Source organism: Flavobacterium sp., from assembly GCF_044348915.1.
Taxonomy (GTDB): Bacteria; Bacteroidota; Bacteroidia; order Flavobacteriales; family Flavobacteriaceae; genus Flavobacterium.
Genome location: NZ_JBIKRX010000015.1, coordinates 23,090 through 44,098, shown reverse-complemented (window position 1 = coordinate 44,098; position 21,009 = coordinate 23,090). Strand labels below are relative to the sequence as shown.

The following is a 21,009-nucleotide window of genomic DNA, read 5'->3' as shown; positions in this document are numbered from 1 at the left end:
TCTTTTAAAACAGAATTAAACCTGAAAAATATCTAATTTTCCTATTACCTTTGAAATTCTTAAAGAACAAAAATTCAGATGAAAGAATTACAGCACTTAAATAAATATTTTTTCAAATACAAATACAGCTTTTTATTGGGAATCGTGATTACGATTGTTGCGCAAATATTCTCACTGTTTACACCAAAATTAATTAGCAAGTCTTTCACCGTAATCGAAGAATTTGCCAAAGAACAATCGGTGGCCAAAGCAGTCATCAAGGAAGAATTGATTTCAAACATCTTGCTCATCATCGCGACGACTGTAATTGCAGGCTTCCTTACTTTTTTGATGCGCCAAACCCTTATCGTGATGTCGCGACACATCGAGTTCGATTTGAAAAATGAAGTCTTCCGTCAATACGAAAATCTATCACAGAATTTCTACAAGCAGAACCGCACAGGCGACTTAATGAACCGTATTAGCGAAGATGTTTCGAAAGTACGAATGTATGTAGGACCAGCGGTAATGTATACGATTAACACCTTCATTCGTTTTGCCATTGTGATTATGTATATGATCAATGTATCGCCACTACTAACGCTGTACACCCTACTCCCTTTACCAATTTTGTCCTATGCAATTTTTAAAATTAGTTCCGAAATCAATAAAAGAAGTACTGTCTTCCAGCAATATTTATCGAAAGTCTCGAGCTTTACACAGGAAATATTCTCTGGAATTAGAGTGATAAAAGCCTACTCTTTAGAAGAGCAGCATCAAAAAAACATGATTGATTTATCGCAAGAAAGCAAAAGCAAGAGCTTGCACTTAGCCAAAATCCAAGCACTCTTTGGCCCGTTAATGTTGGCGCTTATCGGAATCAGTAACTTGGTTGTGATTTATTTTGGTGGGTTAATGTACATCAACGGAACCATAAAAAGTATCGGAACCATCGCCGAATTTATCTTATATGTCAATATGCTAACTTGGCCCGTAGCTTCATTGGGTTGGGTTTCTTCCATGGTACAAGAGGCCGAGGCGTCGCAAAAACGCATCAACGAATTCCTAAAAATTGTGCCAGAAATTCAAAACAATAATCAAGAAAAATCAATCATCGATGGCGCTATTGCTTTCGACGATGTGAGTTACACCTACGAAGACACTAATATTACCGCCTTGAAAAATATGACTTTTACCGTTCACGAAGGCGAAACTTTGGCGATTCTCGGCAAAACCGGCTCAGGAAAATCGACTATTATTTCCTTAATCGCTCGATTATATGATGTAAGCGAAGGACAGATTACCATTGACGAAAAGGAAATAAGCCAAGTCAACTTATTCGATTTGAGAAATAATATCGGTATTGTTCCTCAAGATGCTTTTCTATTTTCAGACAGCATACGAAACAACATCAAATTTGGAAAAGAAAACGCGACTGATGAGGAGGTTGAAACAGCCGCCAAAAGCGCTGTAGTTCATGACAATATAATTGGCTTCAACAAACAATACGATACCATTTTGGGCGAGAGAGGCATTACGCTTTCGGGCGGACAAAAACAACGCGTTTCGATCGCAAGAGCCATTATCAAGAATCCGAAAATTTTATTACTTGACGACTGCCTTTCTGCTGTAGATACAGAAACCGAAGAGGCAATTTTGAACAATTTGCAGGAAATTTGCAAAGACAAAACCACCATAATTGTTAGTCACAGAGTCTCTTCAGCTAAGAATGCCGACCGAATTATTGTCCTAGACGAAGGGCAAATTATCGAGCAAGGTTCTCATAATCAATTACTAAATCAAGAGGGCTATTATGCCGCTTTGTATGCTAAACAACTTTCTGAAAAAGAATTACAATAATTGTTGTGTAAATCAACTATTTTTTCGATTTTTGGTTAACAATATTAAATAGACAGAAAGAATTATGAGAGAAAATGATTTGTTAGAAAAAGAAGAAATATTTTCGAAAGTATTACGAGCTGGAAGAAGAACCTATTTCTTTGATGTAAGAGCTACTAAAGCAGATGATTATTACATTACCATTACCGAAAGCAAGAAATTCACCGAAGCAGATGGTTCGTTTCATTTCAAAAAACACAAAATCTATTTATATAAAGAAGATTTCACCTCTTTTGCTGAAATTTTAGAAGAGATGACCTCTTATGTTTTGAACCATAAAGGAGAAGAAGTAATCTCAGAAAGACACCAAAAAGATTTCAAAAAAGAATACGATTCAGAAAAGTTAGAAGACGCAAGCATTCCTTCCACAGCTAGTTTTACCAACATCGAATTTGACGATATCTAAATTGTAATACAACTACCAAAAATAACTAACCAATCCAAAAAAGCCTGAAAGTCATACGATTTTCAGGTTTTTTTTAATCAAAATTTGACTAAGCTTCGGGAGTTCTTTTTAAATTTGTGCTTTCCATCGGACTAAAATCCAAAAAAATAGAATTCAACTTTCAACAACATCAAATGACAACCTTTCTTAATAGGATCGTTTTAAAATAATAAAATCAAAGTAAAAAATGGCAAGAACTCTATCGAATATGTTAACACTCGAAACTATTGCCCCAGAATTTTATCTCAAAGACACCAATGCTACCAATAGTTATTTGTCGTTTGAAAATATAAAAGGAGAAAAAGGAACTTTGGTGATGTTCATTTGCAACCACTGCCCATTTGTACTTTACGTTATGGACGAAATTAGCAGAATTGCGAACGATTACAAAGCCCAAGGAATAGGCATTATAGCCATTTCAAGCAATGACGTAATCAACTATCCGCAAGATGCACCAGATTTAATGACCAATTTCGCCCTCGAATACAAAATGAGTTTCCCGTATTTATATGACGAAACGCAAGAAGTGGCCAAAGCTAATGATGCGGCTTGCACTCCTGATTTCTTTTTGTTTGACAGCCAAAACAAATTAGTGTATCGCGGTCAGTTGGACGATAGTCGCCCCGGAAATGAAATTGCATTGACTGGAAGCGACTTGAGAACCGCTCTTGACTGTGTTGTGTACAACCAAACCATCAATCCAAATCAAAAACCAAGTATAGGTTGTAATATTAAGTGGAAATAGATATCTTCTATTAAATAGTAAAGCTTCCAGCCTTTTAAGGCTGGAAGCTTTACAAAAATTCCAAAATTATTCACTGATCACTACTTCCGATAGTTATCGGAACTGAACACTGAATACTATTTAACGTCCATCAATTCAACGTCAAATATCAAAGTAGCGTTTGGTGGAATTACTCCTCCTGCTCCACTTGGTCCATATCCTAAATCCGATGGGATCACAAAACGAGCTTTATCTCCCACTTTCAACAAAGCGATACCTTCATCCCATCCTTCGATTACTTGACCAATTCCTAATTTGAATTCGATTGGCTTTTTTCTTGGGTAAGAAGAATCAAACACTTTTCCGCTTTCTAGTGAACCTTCGTAATGAACTGAAACTGTTTTTCCGTTCTCTGCTTGTTTCCCACTTCCTCTTTGGATGAATTGGTAACGCAAACCGCTTTCTGTTTTTTCGAAACCAGCCGCTAATTTTTCCATTTTAGCTTCAGATTCTGCTTTCAAAGCTGCCAATTTTTTCAAACGAGCTCCTTTCAAACCTACGTAAGCTTCGATAGCATTCCAGTTTTTAGCTTCCTCACCTACTCTAATAATTTCAAGAGTTTCTAATTTATCGCCTTGCGCAATCGCGTCAACTACATCTTGCCCTTCAACTACATTTCCAAAAACAGTATGCTTGTTGTCTAACCAAGGTGTTGCAACGTGCGTGATAAAAAACTGAGAACCATTACTTCCAGGCCCAGAGTTTGCCATAGACAAAACACCAGGTCCGTCGTGACGTAAATCTTGGTGAAATTCATCATCGAATTTATATCCCGGATCTCCAGTTCCTGTTCCTAGAGGACAACCCCCTTGAACCATAAAATCAGGAATTACTCTGTGAAAATTCAAACCATCGTAGAACTTTTGCCCTTGAGGTTTTATTTTGTTTTCCATATTTCCCTCTGCTAGAGCTACGAAGTTTCCAACAGTTCCAGGTGTTAAATCGTGCGTTAGTTTTACTAAAATCGAACCTTTTGCAGTGTTGAATTTAGCGTATATTCCGTTTTCCATTCTTTAATTTTTTTTATTGAGGTGCAAATTTACAAAAAATATTAGTTTTTTGACTTGTTTTCAAAAACCTATCACTGCATTCGCTTTTAAAAGTTTCCGCCACGAATTACACTAATAAACACGAATTAGAACTATTTTTTATTACACGAATTCTTAGAAATAAATAAAATTAGTGTAATTCAATTTTAAATTTGATAAAAAATTAGTGACAATTGGTGTGATTCGTGGCTAACTTTTTTTTCTTTTTTTAAAAGCGAACGCCCTGAAAACCAGTCTGGCATTCCATTTTGAAACAAAAACTTTGCCTTCAAAAATAGAAGCTAGCTTAGTTTTCTTTTAATTGATTAATTACCGACATTACATCCTGATTCCCAAGTCCAGACTTCAAAGCTTGCGAGTATATATCAATTACACCAGAAGTCAGTGCGAAATTCACACCATTTTTTTGCGCTAAGAGCAGGTCTTTGTGCATTAAACTCAAAGCAAAGGCTGCTGGATAATCGTCCTTAATCAACATTGGGGTTTTAACTTTTGAAGCGCCACTTCCACAGGCACTTTCGTTGATTATTTCTAAAAGATCTGTACGGTCAATACCATTAATTTCAGCAAATAAGACCGTTTCTGCCAAGCCCAAATACAGAATAGAAAGATAGTAATTCACACTCAATTTGGTCGCAATTCCTTTGCCGTTGACTCCAACGTGTTTGATAAATTTGCCCAGTTTTTCGAAATAAGGCAATGCAAAAGTAAGGTCCGCAGCATCGCCACCCACCATAATTGTAAGCGTTCCATTGGCCGCGGGTTGCGTGCTTCCTGCCACAGGAGCATCAAGAAAGGACGCCTGCTTCTGCTTCAATTTTTGAGCAATACTCACAGAAAGTTGTTCCGAAATAGTACTCATATCAATAAAAAGTTTTCCTTCAATTTTATCCATTCCCAGAATTTCATCAAAGACTTGCTCTAGGGCTTCGTCATTGCTGAGCATCGTAAAAATGATGTTTGATTGTGTGACTAATTCCTTAAGGTTTTCAGCAATGGTAGCAGCCGTATTTTCGAAAGGTTTTGTTTTGTCAATACTTCTGTTGAATACCGTCAACGGAAACCCCGCTTTCAACAAATTGCTCGCCATCGGTGTTCCCATATTGCCAAGGCCGACCCATCCTATCTGTTTCATTTTATTATTTTTATTTGATTATGACTTCAAATGTAGTGAAAAATGAGCAGTGATTTTTTACAACCAATAGTTAAAAAAGTGATGATTATCTATATCGTACCTAACCTAAAATCTGATTTTTTTGGCTTAGGATGAAATTAATTATGATTCACCCAAATCAGCGCGGAAGTATCATATCCCAGATCTTTTGCTATTTTTAAATAGTCATTTTTAATAGCTTCAGGCATTGTTTTTTCGCGGGATAACAACCACATATATTTGAGGTTTTTACCAACAACCAAAGCATATTTATATTCAGAGTCGAGTGCCAGAATGTTATATCCTGAATAAAAAGGGCCAAAAAAGGAAACCTTTAACCTTCCTTCAGTAACATCAACTACAAATTTTGCCTTCCCTATGGATTCGGCACTTTTATTTTTGATGTAATTGTAACCTCTATTTACTACTTTTATGCTTCCATTATCGTTCAAGGAATAGTCGGCTGTGGTGTTATTTAAATTTTTCTCAAACACAAAATCCAGTCTTGCTATTTCGAACCAGTGGCCTAAATATTTTTCTTTTTCAAATCCTTGAACTGCTTTAGCTCCTTTTGGAATTGAACTACACGAATGCAACGTAAACATTGTGGCTGTGAAGAGTGCTGCACTTCCCAAAGCTAAAATTTTATTTTTCATAATCATTTGTATTGAATACCAAAGTTCGCCATTATAAAACGGCAAATCAATACATTTCTGAATACTTTATGATTTGTTTTTGCTCGCTCCACAATTCCGATGGCTATCGGAACCGACTTTGAGGATGTGTTTGTCAGTCTGTGACTGAAATAGAAATTAAATACTTTGAAACAAAATCGGTTGAAAACCGAAAGTTACTACCTGAAAGTTGGGAGACTTTGCGGATCGTGGAGAAAATAAATACATAATAGAGCTATCGGGGGACTTTTCGCTGCAAAATTGTTTTAGTTTTGAGTTTTCATCGTTTCCCTAATTATATCAACGAATTTTCCTTTTACAATTACTGTTCCAGCTATATAATCATGAATTGCTCTTTTTCTTTTGTTTGTTAATAGCACAATAAATTCACTATAAACCCAAATATTACTTATCCAAGTGTAAACCAAAAAAAACGTTGGAGATAAAGACATTAAATATTCTGAGCGTTTTAGCCACCCCAAACTATTAAAAACTGTTTCGTCTGCTGATACAAGACAAGAAGCCATCATTACAACACTAAGCAGTGTCAAAATTAACAGTATAGAATGTCTTAAAATAGCTTCTTTCCAATCTATTTCTTCGCCATTTGGTTTTATTATTTTCATTCCAAAAATCAATTTACCAGGAGTTCCACCATACTTTTTAGGTAAATATATATGATACCATAGTCCAAATAAAAGATTGGGAATAATTGTATAGAAGTATATGTTTTTTCCAAGTCCATTTAAATATAAAATAAGAAATATCAATGGAAGCATTATTAGGGCATCTAAAAAAAAAGATGCAAATCTTGCCCAGAACCCTGCATAAATACTTTCGTTTATTCCGTCTATTTCAATTGGAGTTTCGTTTTCGTTCATAATAAATATGGTACTTCAGTTATAATTTAAGTTTATTTTATTTTAGATTGCTTGTAAAGTCTAAATATTTAGCGAGGTTAGATATTTAGGAAACCTTGATTTTCGATTTAATTCTAAATTTTGAAATATAATTCAAACTTTAAATCAAGCATAATTACTGTCAATTGTTTACTAGTTTTTATTGCTGGACTTTTTGTTAGTTTTGATTATATCTATCAAAATATTGCCAATACTTATCTTTAAATATATCGTATTCAATTTCAAAAACATTGGAGTAATTTTGTTGAACTTTAAAAAATAATTTTGAAGGTTTCCGGAAATCTTTACAAGCAAAATAAATTTCCCGCTCTCCCTCGGCGGTTTCCCTACCGATATTCAAATAACCATCATAATCTTTCAATTCTTGCATTATTTCTTCTTCAATATCGCTTAGCTTTTTATAGTCATTTTCATTTGGCATTCCATTATTCTTACTACCATCAAATTTTAATTTTAAAATGGCAATCCAAGGGTGAGATGCTTTTCTGTCCCAATTTAACAATTCCGAATTAACAACAGCAATCAAAGTATTTCCACTTTTAAGAGTCGCTTCAAGAACTGAATATTCATCATTTGCAGTATCATAGCGAACGCCTTCATATTTTTCGATAAATTCTTTTTGCCTCCAAATCAAAAAATCTTTTAGTTTTTCAATGGGAATTAATTCATTTTGATTTTCTTGTGTACCAACTATTGATAGGTTATCAATATTATTTAAAAAGTCAAGTTCTCCTAAATAGTTATCTAGAAATATGTACGTACCATTTCCGACTTCTGATTTATTTTTTTCATTTAAGTCATTATGAACAACAGTAATATCAATTTCATCTGGAAAATCAGGAAATTCATTTGAACAAAAGCTAATATTTTTAGAATTGAATTGATGACCCGCCATTTCTATATTAACACCTTTAATATCTGTAGCAGGTTTAAACGCTGTAAATTTCCAACGCTCAAGTTTTGGAGAATGACTTATAAGTTCTTCAATAAATACAATATTTTTTGCATTCCCATCTGCCGTTATGATTAATTCTGCTGTATCAGCATTGTACATACCCGACAAAAAGTAAAAACCTTCCTTTAATTCATTTAGTTTAGGAGAGATTTTATTTAAAAAATCTTTTTCAATGTTTCTATGATTATTAACTACTTCGAAAAAGGTGTTTTCGTTTTTTTGAAACCAAGACCAAAAGTCTTCATATGTTTTAATTGATTCAGTTTTCTTACCGAAGATGTTTTTGAAAATGTTCATTATTAATATGTAGTTATTTGTTTAAACTTAAATGTTATTAATCTTGCAACACCAAACATATTAGGTGAAACAGACTTCGAATCAAGCTCCCAAAAAAGGGCAGATTGTTAAAAGTTTATTTTACTCAATCCTTTGTCAAATATATAAAATTTATATTACAAATTTTAAAACATAAATGATTATTTCTCTCTACAAATCTATTAGTTAAGACCACAAGATTGCAATGAAGGGCTGGATTTAGCTCCTGAAAAAAAACTTTGTACCTTTGCAAACTAGAAGATAAAAAAATGCGCATAGATATTATTACCGTTCTCCCAGAATTATTGCGAAGTCCCTTTGAAGCTTCGATGATGAAACGTGCCATCGACAAAGGAATTGTGGAAGTTCATATCCATAATCTGCGAGATTACACGACCAACAAACAAAAAAGTGTCGATGATTATCCCTATGGTGGGGGCGCCGGAATGGTGATGAATATTCAGCCTATCGACGATTGCATCACACAATTGAAAAGCGAAAGAACCTACGACGAAATCATTTATATGTCACCCGACGGGGAAACTTTGAACCAAAAAATGGCCAATACAATGTCGATGTACGAGAATATCATCATTCTTTGTGGGCATTATAAAGGCGTGGACCAACGCGTTCGTGATCATTTTATTACTAAAGAAATATCGATTGGTGATTATGTTTTGAGCGGCGGCGAATTAGGAGCTTTGGTTTTGTGTGATGCCTTAATCCGATTAATCCCAGGCGTTTTGAGTGATGAAACCTCGGCTCTGACCGATAGTTTTCAAGATAATTTATTGTCGGGACCAATCTACACTAGACCTGCCGATTACAAAGGCTGGAAAGTGCCTGAAGTTCTCACCAGTGGGAATTTTGCCAAAATTGACAAATGGCGCGAAGATATGGCGTATGAACATACTAAAAATAGACGACCGGATTTGTTGGAATAAATGAAAGTGCTCAGTGTTCAGGTTCTAGTGTTCAGTCGTGATTGTAAGTAAAAAAATCCAGTTTCAAGTTTTTGAAACTGGATTTTTATTTTATCTGTAACGGTTGATTGCGACTGAACACTAATAACTGAATACTGAGCACTAAAAGCTGAGCACTTGAAAATAAAGTTTGTAAGTTAATAAAAAAGATGTAAATTTGCACCCTCATTAGACCAACCTCTGGCGAAAACCGCGAATGTTGCTCTTTTTAAACCATAAAATAAAAATAAAATGGCAGATTTATTGAAATTCGTTCAAGACGAATTTGTAACAAGAAAAGACTTCCCTGAATTTGGAGCTGGAGATACAATCACAGTTTTCTACGAAATTAAAGAGGGTGAAAAAACAAGAACACAGTTTTTTAAAGGTGTTGTTATTCAAAGAAGAGGTTCTGGAAACACAGAAACTTTTACTATTCGTAAAATGTCAGGTGCAATTGGAGTAGAGCGTATCTTCCCAGTAAACTTGCCAGCTTTGCAAAAAATTGAAATCAACAAAAAAGGTGCTGTACGTAGAGCTAGAATTTTCTACTTCAGAGAACTTACTGGTAAGAAAGCTAAGATTAGAGATAAAAGAAGATAATCAAACTATCTCTTTACAATCAAGTCCCGACTATATCGGGACTTTTTTTTGCCCAAAATTGACGGAATTCAAGAAAAAATAGTTCGTACTTTTTTTTACATTTAATAAAAAAACGAATCCTAATTTAACTATTCTCGTTTGGTATATTAAAAAATCATAATATCATAAATATTCCCTAAAATAGAAACTTATTTGTATTGAATTAATAATTACGAAAACGTTTTTGTTACATTTGTACCCCAAAATAAATATTAAACAATTTTTAGTACAATGTCTACAAAATCTAAAATTTATTACACGCTTACCGACGAGGCTCCTTTGCTAGCCACTTATTCTTTTTTGCCAATCGTTCAAGCATTTACTGCAACTTCTGATATTGAAATTGAATCAAGAGACATTTCGGTAGCCGGAAGAATTTTGGCCAACTTTTCAGAATTATTGAAAGACGACCAAAAAGTAGAAGACTCGCTAGCCGAACTCGGAAAATTGGCGACTACCCCTGAAGCTAACATTATAAAGTTACCTAACATTTCAGCATCGGTACCGCAACTAAAAGCTGCCATCGCTGAATTGCAATCGCACGGATATGCCGTACCAAACTTTCCTGAAGATCCAAAAAACGATGAAGAAAAAGGGATTAAAGCTAAATATGCAAAAGTATTAGGCTCTGCAGTGAATCCTGTTTTACGCGAAGGAAACTCTGATCGTAGAGCGCCAAAAGCGGTAAAAAATTACGCTAAAGCCAACCCGCATTCTATGGGAACTTGGAGCGCTGATTCAAAATCGAAAGTAGCCTCTATGGAAAATGGAGACTTTTACGGAAGTGAAAAATCGGTAACAGTAGCAGAAGCTAATGATGTAAAAATTGAATTCGTTGCTCAAGACGGAACAGCGACTGTTTTGAAAGCTAGTACACCCTTGAAATCAGCAGAAATCATTGATTGCTCTGTTTTGAATCTTAATAAATTAAAAAGTTTTGTTGCCGAAGCGATTGCTGAAGCTAAAGAAAAAAATATTTTGTTATCGGTTCACCTGAAAGCAACGATGATGAAAGTTTCAGATCCCATTATTTTTGGTACAATCGTAGAAGTTTATTTTGCTGATGTTTTTGCAAAATACGCTGCACTATTTGCAGAATTAAACATTGACACCCGCAACGGTTTGGGAGATGTTTATGCAAAAATTACTGGGAATCCAATGCAAGCAGAAGTCGAAGCTGCCATAAATCAATCGATCGAAAACGGACCAGCTTTAGCAATGGTAAATTCTGATAAAGGAATTACCAATCTGCACGTTCCATCGGATGTCATTGTCGATGCTTCTATGCCTGCAATGATCCGTACATCGGGACAGATGTATAATAAAGAAGGACAACAACAAGATACACTTGCACTTATTCCAGACCGCTGTTATGCTGGGGTTTTTGAAGCAGTTATTGAATTTTGCAAAAAACACGGCGCTTTTGACCCAAGAACAATGGGAAGCGTTTCGAATGTAGGTTTGATGGCCCAAAAAGCTGAAGAATATGGTTCACACGACAAAACATTCCAAATCAAAGGAGATGGACTAGTTCGCGTTTTAGATGCCAATGGAACCATTTTGATGGAACAAGCTGTTGAGAAAAATGATATTTTCAGAATGTGCCAAACAAAAGACGCTCCAATTCAAGACTGGGTAAAACTAGCCGTAAATAGAGCTCGCTTGACAGGTCTTCCTACTATTTTCTGGTTGGATAACAACAGAGCCCACGATAGAGAATTAATTGCTAAAGTTCAGAAATACCTAAAAAACTACGATACTACAGGTTTAGATATTCAAATTCTAAATCCAGTTGATGCTACTAATTTTTCTATGGAACGCATCATCAAAGGATTAGACACCATCTCGGTTTCAGGAAATGTATTGCGTGATTACTTGACGGACTTATTTCCAATTTTAGAATTGGGGACTTCTTCAAAAATGCTTTCAATTGTTCCGTTGATGAACGGTGGAGGTTTATTTGAAACAGGCGCTGGTGGATCCGCTCCGAAACACGTACAACAATTTGTAGAAGAAGGCTATTTGCGTTGGGATTCATTGGGTGAATTTTTAGCTTTAGGCGCTTCATTAGAGTACATCGGAGAAACTTTAAATAACTCTAAAGCCTTCGTTTTAGCGGAAACTCTTGATGTTGCTACTGAGAAATTCTTAGCTAATGATAAATCTCCAGCTCGTAAAGTGGGACAAATCGACAACCGTGGTTCGCATTTTTACTTGGCTATGTATTGGGCTGAAGCATTAGGAAATCAAGAAAAAGATGCTGAATTGAAAGCCATTTTCGCTCCTATTTCAGCAGAATTGTTTGCGAATGAATCAAAAATTAATAGCGAGCTGATTGGTTCGCAAGGAAACGCACAAAACATTCGTGGTTACTACCAACCAAATCCTGAATTGACCTCAAAAGCAATGCGTCCAAGCGAAACATTCAATTCAATTTTAGCTAAGATTGTATAATTTAAAGTGGATTATTCTATTTATATCTAAAAGGCAACTGGAAACAGTTGTCTTTTTTATTATATTTGAATTAGTAACTCCTTCGCCCTTTTCTTCAAAAAGCAAGTTGACATGAAAACTACTTTCAAAACTATTGACGACTACTTTGCGGTTCAAACTCAGGAAGTACAAATTTTGCTAGAGCAAGTTAGACAAACAATAAGAAAAGCAGCTCCTGAAGCCGAAGAAGTCATTAGTTATAACATGCCTGCCTTCAAATATCAAGGAATCTTAGTTTACTTTGCCGCTTATAAAAATCATATCGGTTTTTATGCCACCCCCACCGGTCACGAGAAATTCAAAGAAGAATTATCTAACTACAAACAAGGAAAAGGTTCTGTTCAATTCCCCTTGAACCAACCCCTACCTCTAGATTTGATCTCAAAAATTGTAGAATTCAGATTGCAAGAAAAACTAAAAAATAGCTCCATTTAGCTTATTATCAACTAGGACTACCTCAAGCAGGACTAAAAAAAACGGACGAATGACATTTGAGAAAAATTTAACATTTGTCTAGTGAAAGCAACAAAAAACTTAACGAAATTTGCATATCAAAATATTTGAAATGAACGCTATTAAAATTAATGCACTTTTTCTGTTTTTTCTATTTTCACTTGCTTCCTTTTCTCAAGACTCTAATTCAAGTGAACCTTCCAAACAAAAATTCACCATTAGCGGAACAGTATCAGATACTAAAAACAATGAAACATTGATTGGTGTATCTATTTCAATTCTGGAACTGAAAACTGGAGTTACTACCAATGAGTACGGATTTTATTCTATTACTTTACCAAAAGGAACTTACACCGTACAAATAAGTTATGTAGGCTACGAGACTATTAGTGAAACAGTCCAATTGACTCAGAATACTAAAAAAAGTTTCAAGCTCAGTGGTAGCGAGCAGCAATTGAAAGAAGTCGTAGTTTCAAGCAATAGGAAAAGCACTAATATCAAAACACCTGACATGAGTGTCAACAAATTATCTATGACAACCATCAAAAAAATGCCAGTTGTTTTAGGTGAAGTCGATGTCTTAAAATCCTTGTTGCTTCTTCCCGGAGTTACCAGCGCTGGCGAAGGACAATCAGGTTTTAATGTTCGTGGTGGTGGTGCAGACCAAAACTTGATTTTATTAGACGAAGCCACCATTTTCAACTCTTCACACGTTTTTGGGTTTTTCTCGGTTTTCAATCCGGATGCCATAAAAGATTTGAAATTGTACAAAGGTGGAATTCCTTCACGTTACGGAGGTAGAGCCTCATCCGTTTTAGACATTTATCAAAAAGATGGAAATAGTAATTCCTTTCATATGAACGGTGGTGTTGGACTAATTTCAAGCCGCTTATTAGCCGAAGGACCGATTGTAAAAGACAAAGGCTCTTTCCTTGTGGCAGGTAGAACTTCCTACGCTCATTTGTTTTTGAAACTTACCGACAATGAAAATTCCGCATCATTTTACGATTTGAATGCCAAACTACATTATGAAATTAATGCAAACAACAATCTTTATATTTCAAGCTATTTTGGTAGAGATTTTTTCAATATCAGTGATCAGTTCCAAAACACCTACGGTAACGCTACCTTCAATCTGCGATGGAATCATTTATTTTCGGAACGACATTTCTCCAATTTATCAGCCATTTTTAGTGATTACTACTACGGTCTAACCCTTACATCTGTTGGCTTCGATTGGCAATCGAGTATTAAAAACTTCAATTTGAAATACGATTTAAAATACTATTTGAATGACAAAATCAAATTGAACTACGGATTAAACTCCATTTATTACAAATTCAATCCTGGAACTATCAAACCAATAGATGACAATTCTAGTATCAATTTCGCTCAATTAGATAAAAAAAATGCTTTTGAACCTTCGATTTACCTAGAAGCAGAGCATCAAGCGTCGCCAAAACTATCCTTTTTGTATGGTTTGCGATTTAGTATGTTTTACCGATTGGGGGCGTCTACAGTCAGTTTATACAAAGACGGACTAGCAGTTACCTACAATGACCAACTAAAAATTTACGAAAAAGGAGTTCCAATCGGAACAAAAGAGTATGGCTATAATGATGTCATTACTTCCTTTTCTAATCTAGAACCTCGTTTTTCTAGCTCCTATGTTTTAGACGAAAAATCGTCTGTAAAAGCGAGCTATAATCGAATGGTTCAATACTTACAACTCGTTTCAAATACAGCCTCACCTACGCCTTTGGACATCTGGACACCGAGCGACCAATACATTCAGCCTCAAATAGCCGATCAAGTAGCTGTGGGTTACTTTAGAAATTTCAGCAATGATAAGTATTCATTGGAAATTGAAAGCTTTTATAAAAAAGTTAAAAATCGAATAGATTATATCGACGGCGCCGATTTAATTGCCAACAACGCCATCGAACAAGTCATACTCAACGGGCAATTAAGAGCCTATGGTTTAGAATTAATGCTTCGCAAGAACATAGGGAAACTAAATGGTTGGGTTGCTTATACTTTATCCAATTCAGAACAACAAACTCCTGGTAGAACTCCTAATGAATCAGGAATAAACAATGGAAATTGGTATAAAACAGGCTTTCATAAGTTACACAATTTAGCTGTAACCGCCAACTATAGTTTGAATCCTAAATGGAGTTTTGGAGGTAACTTTATACTGCAATCGGGGCAACCCGTAACCTTTCCGAATGGTCAATACGAATATCAAGGAGTAGTTATACCAAGTTATGGCGCTAGAAACGAGGATAACCTGCCGTTGTACCACCATTTAGATTTATCAGCAACTTACATTCCAACCCGAGGCAAAGCCGAACAGGCCGAAGGCAAACCCAACAAAACCAAAGGCTGGCAAGGAGAATGGGTATTCAGCGTTTACAACATATACAATCGAAAAAACGCCGCATCCATCAGCTTTAGAGAAAACCAAACCTCGGGCTCGAATGAAGCCGTGAAGTTGTCCATTTTCGGTGCAGTACCATCTGTAAGTTATAATTTCAAATTCTAAAATCATGAAAATCACAAAATATATTGCATTAATTGTCGCCACTTTGTTCTTCATTAGTTGTGAGGAAGTTATCGATGTCGATTTAAATACCGCACCACCAAGATTGGTTGTCGATGCTGCTATCAATTGGCAAAAAGGAACCACAGGAGCAGATCAAAAAATAATTCTGTCAACAACTACGGGTTTTTACAGCAATGTGATTCCTAAAGTTTCTGGAGCTACAGTTTCTGTAAAAAGCAGTGCCAATATAAATTATGTATTTACCGAAGTTCCAAATACAGGCGAATACAAATGTGCCACATTCAAACCCATACTTGGAGAAACGTACACCTTAACTGTTATCTACAAAGGAGAAACCTATTCGGCTACCGAAACAATGCAATCCGTATCTCCCATCGAATCTGTTACACAAAAAAGTAATGGAGGTTTCTCAGGCAAAGATTTTGAAATTGAGGTAACATACAAAGATCCTTTGGCCAAAAATTTCTATATGGCAAAATTTTTTCCTGATGTTTACAAAGTACCTAGCTACAGTATTTTAAGAGACGAATACACCAACGGGAACCTCAAAAATTGGTTGTTTAGCGATCCGGATCTAAAAGTGGGTAGTGTCATTGCCATAACTCATTACGGAATTTCTGAGCCCTACTATAGTTATATGAACAAGATCATCTCTATTTCGAGCACATCAGGCGGAGGAAGTCCGTTTCAAACCCCACCAGCTACTGTAAGAGGAAATATCGTCAATCAGAAGAATATCGATAATTACGCACTAGGATACTTCTCTTTGAGCGAAGTCGATGTTCGAAATTACACTATTCAATAAGGAGCCAATCCAGCCATTCATTGCAAGTCCTCCCTCAAAAAACTATTTTTCTAAGCCCTAAAAGGAGCTTCCTTTGGTCGCTCTTTTAGAACAAGAAAAATTAGTTTTTTTCAGTCCGGGCTTTCCATTGCTGTCTGGGCTAATGAGTTTAGATTGCAGATTGTAGATATTAGAATGTAGACAGGGCATTCGCTTTTAAAAAAAGAAAAAAAAGTTAGCCACGAATCACACCAATTGTCACTAATTTTTTATCAAATTTAAAATTGAATTACACTAATTTTATTTATTTCTAAGAATTCGTGTAATAAAAAATAGTTCTAATTCGTGTTTATTAGTGTAATTCGTGGCGGAAACTTTTAAAAGCGAATGCCCTGGAATTTAGATTTTTCATACATTTACAAAAATTATAATAGCTAATTTTACACTTCCAACTTCTAACCTCTAACTTCCAACCTCAAATGTCTTCACATCATATTGTTCGCGATGACCAGGAACCGGCTTTAATCATTGCCAACGGAGCATCTTGTAAACAAGAGTTATTAGGTCAATTACTCGAATGGTCACCCTTGGTAATTGTGCTCGATTCCGCAATGGAACGCGTTTTGGAATTAAACATAAAAGTTGATGTATTGTTGGGTGATTTTGACCGAGGATTCGATCCTAATTACTATAAGGAAAAACAATATCCATTAGAAATTATCCATACTCCAGACCAAAACAAAACCGATTTAGAGAAAGCCTTTGATTATCTTATCGAAAGAAAAATTCCCGCAGTAAATGTGGTTTGGGCAACCGGAAAAAGGGCTGACCATACTATAACCAACATTACTACCATTTCTAGATACCGCAATGTATTGAAAATAGTTGTTCTTGACGACCATTCAAGAGTGTTTCTATTGCCCAAAAAATTCGAAAAATGGTATCCTGCGAATGCAACTATTTCACTTATTCCTGTCGGACAGGTAACCGGAATACATTCGCAAAACCTCTATTATCCTTTAGAAAACGATACACTTACTATTGGCTACAGAACCGGAAGTAGCAACCACGTCAAAGAAGATGGATTGGTCGTGATAGAACACGAACAAGGCGATTTATTGCTGATGGAGTGCTGGGATTAGCCAAGTCAAGACAATATATAAAATAGCCCTAAACAAAAAAAACTCCTCCTCCAAAAAGCAAATTACACAGGCTTTCATAGAAAAAATCTGTAAAAATCCGTGTAATCTGTGCAATCTGTGTCCCAAAAAAAAATCCGAAGCAGCCCTCCGAAGAATCAAAACTTACAAAGGAATATTCCCATGTTTCCTGTTTGGTCTGACACTTACTTTATTTTCAAGCATACTAAACGCTTTTATCAATTTACGTCTTGTATCCTGAGGAAGAATCACCTCATCAATAAATCCGCGTTGTGCTGCAATATAAGGATTGGCAAACAAGTCGGCATATTCATTTTCTTTTTCGAGCAATTTGGCTTCATGATCTTCGGCATCACTAATCTCTTTTTTGAAGATAATTTCCGAAGCTCCTTTCGCTCCCATTACTGCAATTTCGGCAGTTGGCCAAGCAAAATTCATATCGGCACCAATGTGTTTCGAATTCATTACATCATAAGCACCTCCATAAGCTTTTCTAGTAATTACAGTAACTCTAGGCACGGTAGCTTCACTCAAAGCGTACAATAATTTTGCACCATGAATAATAATTCCTTCCCATTCTTGATCGGTTCCAGGTAAAAATCCTGGTACGTCTACCAATACAATCAATGGAATATTGAAACAATCGCAAAAACGTGTAAAACGAGCCGCTTTTTTTGAACTTCTAACCCCTAAAACACCCGCTAAAAAAAGTGGTTGATTGGCAATAATACCCACACTTCTACCCGCTAATCTAGCAAAACCTACAATGATGTTTTCGGCATAATTCTTATGAATTTCAAAGAAAGAATCTTCATCAATAATACCCGAAATCACTTCGTGCATATCATAAGGTTTATTGGTACTATCAGGTATAACATCGTTTAATTGCATTCGAAGTTCGTCACCCAATTCATAAGGCAATTTTGCTGGATTTTCTTTATTACTCTGAGGCAAATAACTCAACAGTCGTTTTAAATCTTCTAAACATTCTTGGTCATTTCCAGAGGTAATATGAGCAACACCCGATTTTGTAGAATGTGCACTCGCTCCACCTAATTCTTCAGAAGTAACAGTTTCGTTAGTTACGGCTTTGACCACGTTTGGCCCAGTAACAAACATATAACTGGTTCCTTCTACCATCATAGTAAAATCGGTCATTGCAGGAGAATAAACTGCTCCACCTGCACAAGGGCCCATAATGGCGGATATTTGAGGAATTACTCCGCTGGCTTGTACGTTTCGATAAAAAATATCAGCATAACCACCAAGGGAACGAACTCCTTCTTGAATTCTAGCTCCACCAGAATCGTTCAAACCGATCATTGGCGCACCCATTTTGACTGCCATTTCCATCACTTTGCAGATTTTTTCAGCATGAGTTTCTGATAAAGACCCACCGAAAACAGTAAAATCCTGAGCGAAAATATAAACCAATCTACCATTTATGGTTCCGTATCCCGTAATAACTCCATCTCCATAATAAATCTCTTTATCCATACCGAAATCGGAAGTTCTGTGAGTCACCAACATACCAATTTCTTCAAACGAGCCTTCGTCAAGCAAGTAATCGACACGCTCTCTGGCCGATAATTTTTTCTTTTCGTGCTGTTTCTGAATCCGTTTCAAACCTCCACCTAACGAAGCTTCAGCTATTTTATCATTTAGTTCTTTTATTTTATTTTCCATGATTTCTTAATTAGGTAAACGTAAAACTTTTTGATCTTCAAAATATTGCCTCAAAGCGACAAGCGCAGCAATTTCAGCTTCTTTGGCCTTATGGGCAAGAATGACTTCGGGAGAATAATATTTTTTTACAAAATTGGTATCAAAATTTCCAGAGCGGAAAGCTTCGTGTTCGAAAACAAATTTCCCAAAAGGCAATGTCGTTTCTACCCCTTCGATTTTGTATTTATCAATCGCTTTGAGCATAATTTCGATGGCTTCTTGACGTGATTTACCATAGGTTATCAATTTAGACAACATTGGATCATAATAAATAGGAACATCCATTCCTTGTTCGAATCCATTATCAACACGAATTCCTTCACCAACTGGTAGTTGATACATTTCTAAACGCCCAACACTAGGTAAAAAGTCATTCATACAATCCTCAGCATATACCCGTAATTCCATGGCATGACCTTTAATTTTCAGATCTTCTTGTTTGATAGTTAATTCTTCTCCGCGAGCGACTTTGATTTGCAGTTCGACCAAATCCACACCAGAAATCATTTCGGTTACAGGATGTTCTACTTGCAAACGGGTGTTCATTTCAAGAAAGTAAAAATTATCATTTTCATCATACAAGAATTCAACCGTTCCTGCTCCAAGATAATCGCAAGACTTGGCTACAAGAACCGCAGCTTCGCCCATTTTTTTTCTAATTTCGGGTGTCAAAACTGAGGAAGGCGCTTCTTCAATCACTTTTTGATGACGACGCTGAATACTACATTCTCTTTCGAAAAAATACAACACATTACCGTGACTATCGGCCATAACTTGAATTTCGATATGCCTAGAAGATGCCACGTACTTTTCAATAAAAACAGAACCATCACCAAAAGCCGCAACAGCTTCACTTATGGCTCGATTCATTTGCGACTCGAAATCACTTTCCTTATCGACAATTCGCATTCCCTTTCCTCCACCACCAGCAGATGCTTTAATCAAAATAGGAAATCCAATTTTCTTGGCAGTTTCCTTAGCTTCTTGTATATCGGATATCGCGTGATCAACTCCAGGGACCATAGGAATATTGTACTTCATAACTGCATCTTTCGCAGCTAGTTTACTTCCCATAATTTCAATCGCTTTGGTTTTCGGACCGATGAATATAATTCCATTCGACTCACACGCTTGCGCAAACTCGGCATTTTCACTCAAAAAGCCATAGCCAGGATGTATGGCATCTACATTTAACTCTTTGGCTACTTCAATGATTTTACTTCCTAGTAAATACGAACGATTCGAAGGTGCCTCCCCAATCCAAACCGCTTCATCGGCAAATTTTACGTGGGGTGAATTTCTGTCGACTGTCGAATACACTGCTACGGTTTTTATTCCCATTTTTTGAGCAGTTTTCATTACTCTTATGGCAATCTCTCCTCTATTGGCAACTAATATCTTTTTCATATGCTGATATTTATTTTATTTATCGGTCATATGTAATTCGCATATCAGTATTGGCGTCTACGACCAATCATCGAATATGCTCATTTCATATTATTCAAATTCAATTAATAAATCACCTTTTATCACAGAATCCCCCACATTTACGGAAATAGATTTGATAACCCCATCTCGTGGTGATAGCAAACTATTTTCCATTTTCATAGCTGTTAGAATCAGCAAATTGTCATTTTCCTGAACGGTTTGCCCGACTTCAACATTTATTTCTAGAATTAGTCCAGGCATTGGAGCTTTGAGTTTTTTGATCACTTTGGATACTCCAACTTCAAAACCTAAATCTTTAATCAAAATATCCAAAGGATTTGCAATAGCAACGTGATAAATGTTGTTATTGACTTTGACGGAATATTTTTTTTGATTGAAATCTGAAAAGATAATTTCAGCTTTGTAAGGAAGGTGATCTTGAAGAATGTGAAACTTGTTTTTCTGGACACTTACAGCGTCTAATTTTGAGGTATTTTCGGTATTGAAATCAAACTCAAAAGTATCATTAACTTTAACTTTAAAATTGGAACTCATAATTGTAAATTTTATAGTATAAATTTAACTATAAATGATTTACGTTTTACAAGCAAAGCAATATTTAC

18 protein-coding genes are annotated in these 21,009 nt (G+C 35.8%); 10 read left to right on the top strand and 8 right to left on the bottom strand.

The window, feature by feature from the left end:
- Positions 1-78: 78 nt before the first annotated feature.
- The 3 genes from ACIQ1E_RS04500 to ACIQ1E_RS04490 all read left to right on the top strand — a co-directional run bounded on the left by ACIQ1E_RS04500 (position 79) and on the right by ACIQ1E_RS04490 (position 3,068).
- Positions 79-1,839: an ABC transporter ATP-binding protein gene (locus ACIQ1E_RS04500; protein ID WP_396169086.1), complete on the top strand. Its 1,761-nt coding sequence runs from the start codon at positions 79-81 to the stop codon at positions 1,837-1,839.
- Between the two features lie 64 nt (positions 1,840-1,903).
- Positions 1,904-2,284: a PUR family DNA/RNA-binding protein gene (locus ACIQ1E_RS04495; RefSeq protein WP_396169084.1), complete on the top strand. Its 381-nt coding sequence runs from the start codon at positions 1,904-1,906 to the stop codon at positions 2,282-2,284.
- Positions 2,285-2,510: 226 nt separating this feature from the next.
- Entirely contained in the window at positions 2,511-3,068 is a 558-nt protein-coding gene (locus ACIQ1E_RS04490) for a thioredoxin family protein (RefSeq protein WP_396169081.1), read from the top strand.
- Between the two features lie 116 nt (positions 3,069-3,184).
- Here ACIQ1E_RS04490 and ACIQ1E_RS04485 read toward each other — a convergent pair whose 3' ends face one another.
- From ACIQ1E_RS04485 to ACIQ1E_RS04465, 5 genes are all read right to left on the bottom strand, one after another.
- Positions 3,185-4,117, bottom strand: coding sequence for a peptidylprolyl isomerase (locus tag ACIQ1E_RS04485; RefSeq protein ID WP_396169079.1), 933 nt, complete (start codon positions 4,115-4,117; stop codon positions 3,185-3,187).
- Positions 4,118-4,442: 325 nt separating this feature from the next.
- Positions 4,443-5,291: an NAD(P)-dependent oxidoreductase gene (locus tag ACIQ1E_RS04480; protein ID WP_396169076.1), complete on the bottom strand. Its 849-nt coding sequence runs from the start codon at positions 5,289-5,291 to the stop codon at positions 4,443-4,445.
- 137 nt (positions 5,292-5,428) lie between these two features.
- Positions 5,429-5,965, bottom strand: coding sequence for a lipocalin family protein (locus ACIQ1E_RS04475; RefSeq protein ID WP_396169074.1), 537 nt, complete (start codon positions 5,963-5,965; stop codon positions 5,429-5,431).
- A gap of 284 nt (positions 5,966-6,249) precedes the next feature.
- On the bottom strand, positions 6,250-6,864 hold the full coding sequence (locus ACIQ1E_RS04470; protein ID WP_396169072.1) for an RDD family protein: 615 nt from the start codon (positions 6,862-6,864) through the stop codon (positions 6,250-6,252).
- A 196-nt stretch (positions 6,865-7,060) separates the two neighbouring features.
- Positions 7,061-8,155, bottom strand: coding sequence for a DUF695 domain-containing protein (locus ACIQ1E_RS04465; RefSeq protein ID WP_396169069.1), 1,095 nt, complete (start codon positions 8,153-8,155; stop codon positions 7,061-7,063).
- 287 nt (positions 8,156-8,442) lie between these two features.
- On the opposite strand from ACIQ1E_RS04465, the gene trmD reads away from it, so the two are divergent.
- From trmD to ACIQ1E_RS04430, 7 genes are all read left to right on the top strand, one after another.
- Entirely contained in the window at positions 8,443-9,117 is a 675-nt protein-coding gene (gene trmD, locus ACIQ1E_RS04460; protein ID WP_396169067.1) for a tRNA (guanosine(37)-N1)-methyltransferase TrmD, read from the top strand.
- 270 nt (positions 9,118-9,387) lie between these two features.
- On the top strand, positions 9,388-9,738 hold the full coding sequence (rplS, locus tag ACIQ1E_RS04455) for a 50S ribosomal protein L19 (RefSeq protein ID WP_396169065.1): 351 nt from the start codon (positions 9,388-9,390) through the stop codon (positions 9,736-9,738).
- Between the two features lie 270 nt (positions 9,739-10,008).
- The gene (locus tag ACIQ1E_RS04450; protein ID WP_396169062.1) at positions 10,009-12,231 is read left to right on the top strand and encodes an NADP-dependent isocitrate dehydrogenase; all 2,223 of its coding nucleotides are present in this window, start codon (positions 10,009-10,011) and stop codon (positions 12,229-12,231) included.
- Between the two features lie 111 nt (positions 12,232-12,342).
- Complete coding sequence (locus ACIQ1E_RS04445; protein WP_396169060.1) at positions 12,343-12,705, top strand: iron chaperone; 363 nt, start codon at positions 12,343-12,345, stop codon at positions 12,703-12,705.
- 130 nt (positions 12,706-12,835) lie between these two features.
- Complete coding sequence (locus tag ACIQ1E_RS04440) at positions 12,836-15,268, top strand: carboxypeptidase-like regulatory domain-containing protein (protein ID WP_396169059.1); 2,433 nt, start codon at positions 12,836-12,838, stop codon at positions 15,266-15,268.
- Positions 15,269-15,272: 4 nt separating this feature from the next.
- Positions 15,273-16,094, top strand: a complete 822-nt coding sequence (locus tag ACIQ1E_RS04435) for a DUF4249 domain-containing protein (RefSeq protein ID WP_396169057.1) — start codon at positions 15,273-15,275, stop codon at positions 16,092-16,094.
- Between the two features lie 458 nt (positions 16,095-16,552).
- A complete protein-coding gene (locus ACIQ1E_RS04430) occupies positions 16,553-17,215 on the top strand; it encodes a thiamine diphosphokinase (RefSeq protein WP_396169056.1) in 663 nt (220 codons plus the stop codon).
- Between the two features lie 162 nt (positions 17,216-17,377).
- Here ACIQ1E_RS04430 and ACIQ1E_RS04425 read toward each other — a convergent pair whose 3' ends face one another.
- From ACIQ1E_RS04425 to ACIQ1E_RS04415, 3 genes are all read right to left on the bottom strand, one after another.
- A complete protein-coding gene (locus ACIQ1E_RS04425; protein WP_396169054.1) occupies positions 17,378-18,919 on the bottom strand; it encodes an acyl-CoA carboxylase subunit beta in 1,542 nt (513 codons plus the stop codon).
- A gap of 6 nt (positions 18,920-18,925) precedes the next feature.
- Complete coding sequence (gene accC, locus ACIQ1E_RS04420) at positions 18,926-20,365, bottom strand: acetyl-CoA carboxylase biotin carboxylase subunit (protein ID WP_396169053.1); 1,440 nt, start codon at positions 20,363-20,365, stop codon at positions 18,926-18,928.
- A 90-nt stretch (positions 20,366-20,455) separates the two neighbouring features.
- The gene (locus ACIQ1E_RS04415; RefSeq protein WP_396169051.1) at positions 20,456-20,941 is read right to left on the bottom strand and encodes an acetyl-CoA carboxylase biotin carboxyl carrier protein subunit; all 486 of its coding nucleotides are present in this window, start codon (positions 20,939-20,941) and stop codon (positions 20,456-20,458) included.
- Between the last annotated feature and the right edge of the window lie 68 nt (positions 20,942-21,009).

What these genes read in the sequence shown, in the direction of transcription:
- ACIQ1E_RS04465 (WP_396169069.1), bottom strand. Translation starts at nt 8,155, where the DNA reads ATGAACATTTTCAAAAACATCTTCGGTAAGAAAACTGAATCAATTAAA.
- ACIQ1E_RS04485 (WP_396169079.1), bottom strand. Translation starts at nt 4,117, where the DNA reads ATGGAAAACGGAATATACGCTAAATTCAACACTGCAAAAGGTTCGATT.
- ACIQ1E_RS04470 (WP_396169072.1), bottom strand. Translation starts at nt 6,864, where the DNA reads ATGAACGAAAACGAAACTCCAATTGAAATAGACGGAATAAACGAAAGT.
- ACIQ1E_RS04430 (WP_396169056.1), top strand. Translation starts at nt 16,553, where the DNA reads ATGTCTTCACATCATATTGTTCGCGATGACCAGGAACCGGCTTTAATC.
- accC (WP_396169053.1), bottom strand. Translation starts at nt 20,365, where the DNA reads ATGAAAAAGATATTAGTTGCCAATAGAGGAGAGATTGCCATAAGAGTA.
- ACIQ1E_RS04495 (WP_396169084.1), top strand. Translation starts at nt 1,904, where the DNA reads ATGAGAGAAAATGATTTGTTAGAAAAAGAAGAAATATTTTCGAAAGTA.
- ACIQ1E_RS04480 (WP_396169076.1), bottom strand. Translation starts at nt 5,291, where the DNA reads ATGAAACAGATAGGATGGGTCGGCCTTGGCAATATGGGAACACCGATG.
- ACIQ1E_RS04475 (WP_396169074.1), bottom strand. Translation starts at nt 5,965, where the DNA reads ATGAAAAATAAAATTTTAGCTTTGGGAAGTGCAGCACTCTTCACAGCC.
- ACIQ1E_RS04425 (WP_396169054.1), bottom strand. Translation starts at nt 18,919, where the DNA reads ATGGAAAATAAAATAAAAGAACTAAATGATAAAATAGCTGAAGCTTCG.
- rplS (WP_396169065.1), top strand. Translation starts at nt 9,388, where the DNA reads ATGGCAGATTTATTGAAATTCGTTCAAGACGAATTTGTAACAAGAAAA.
- ACIQ1E_RS04415 (WP_396169051.1), bottom strand. Translation starts at nt 20,941, where the DNA reads ATGAGTTCCAATTTTAAAGTTAAAGTTAATGATACTTTTGAGTTTGAT.
- ACIQ1E_RS04500 (WP_396169086.1), top strand. Translation starts at nt 79, where the DNA reads ATGAAAGAATTACAGCACTTAAATAAATATTTTTTCAAATACAAATAC.
- ACIQ1E_RS04490 (WP_396169081.1), top strand. Translation starts at nt 2,511, where the DNA reads ATGGCAAGAACTCTATCGAATATGTTAACACTCGAAACTATTGCCCCA.
- ACIQ1E_RS04440 (WP_396169059.1), top strand. Translation starts at nt 12,836, where the DNA reads ATGAACGCTATTAAAATTAATGCACTTTTTCTGTTTTTTCTATTTTCA.
- ACIQ1E_RS04445 (WP_396169060.1), top strand. Translation starts at nt 12,343, where the DNA reads ATGAAAACTACTTTCAAAACTATTGACGACTACTTTGCGGTTCAAACT.
- ACIQ1E_RS04450 (WP_396169062.1), top strand. Translation starts at nt 10,009, where the DNA reads ATGTCTACAAAATCTAAAATTTATTACACGCTTACCGACGAGGCTCCT.
- ACIQ1E_RS04435 (WP_396169057.1), top strand. Translation starts at nt 15,273, where the DNA reads ATGAAAATCACAAAATATATTGCATTAATTGTCGCCACTTTGTTCTTC.
- trmD (WP_396169067.1), top strand. Translation starts at nt 8,443, where the DNA reads ATGCGCATAGATATTATTACCGTTCTCCCAGAATTATTGCGAAGTCCC.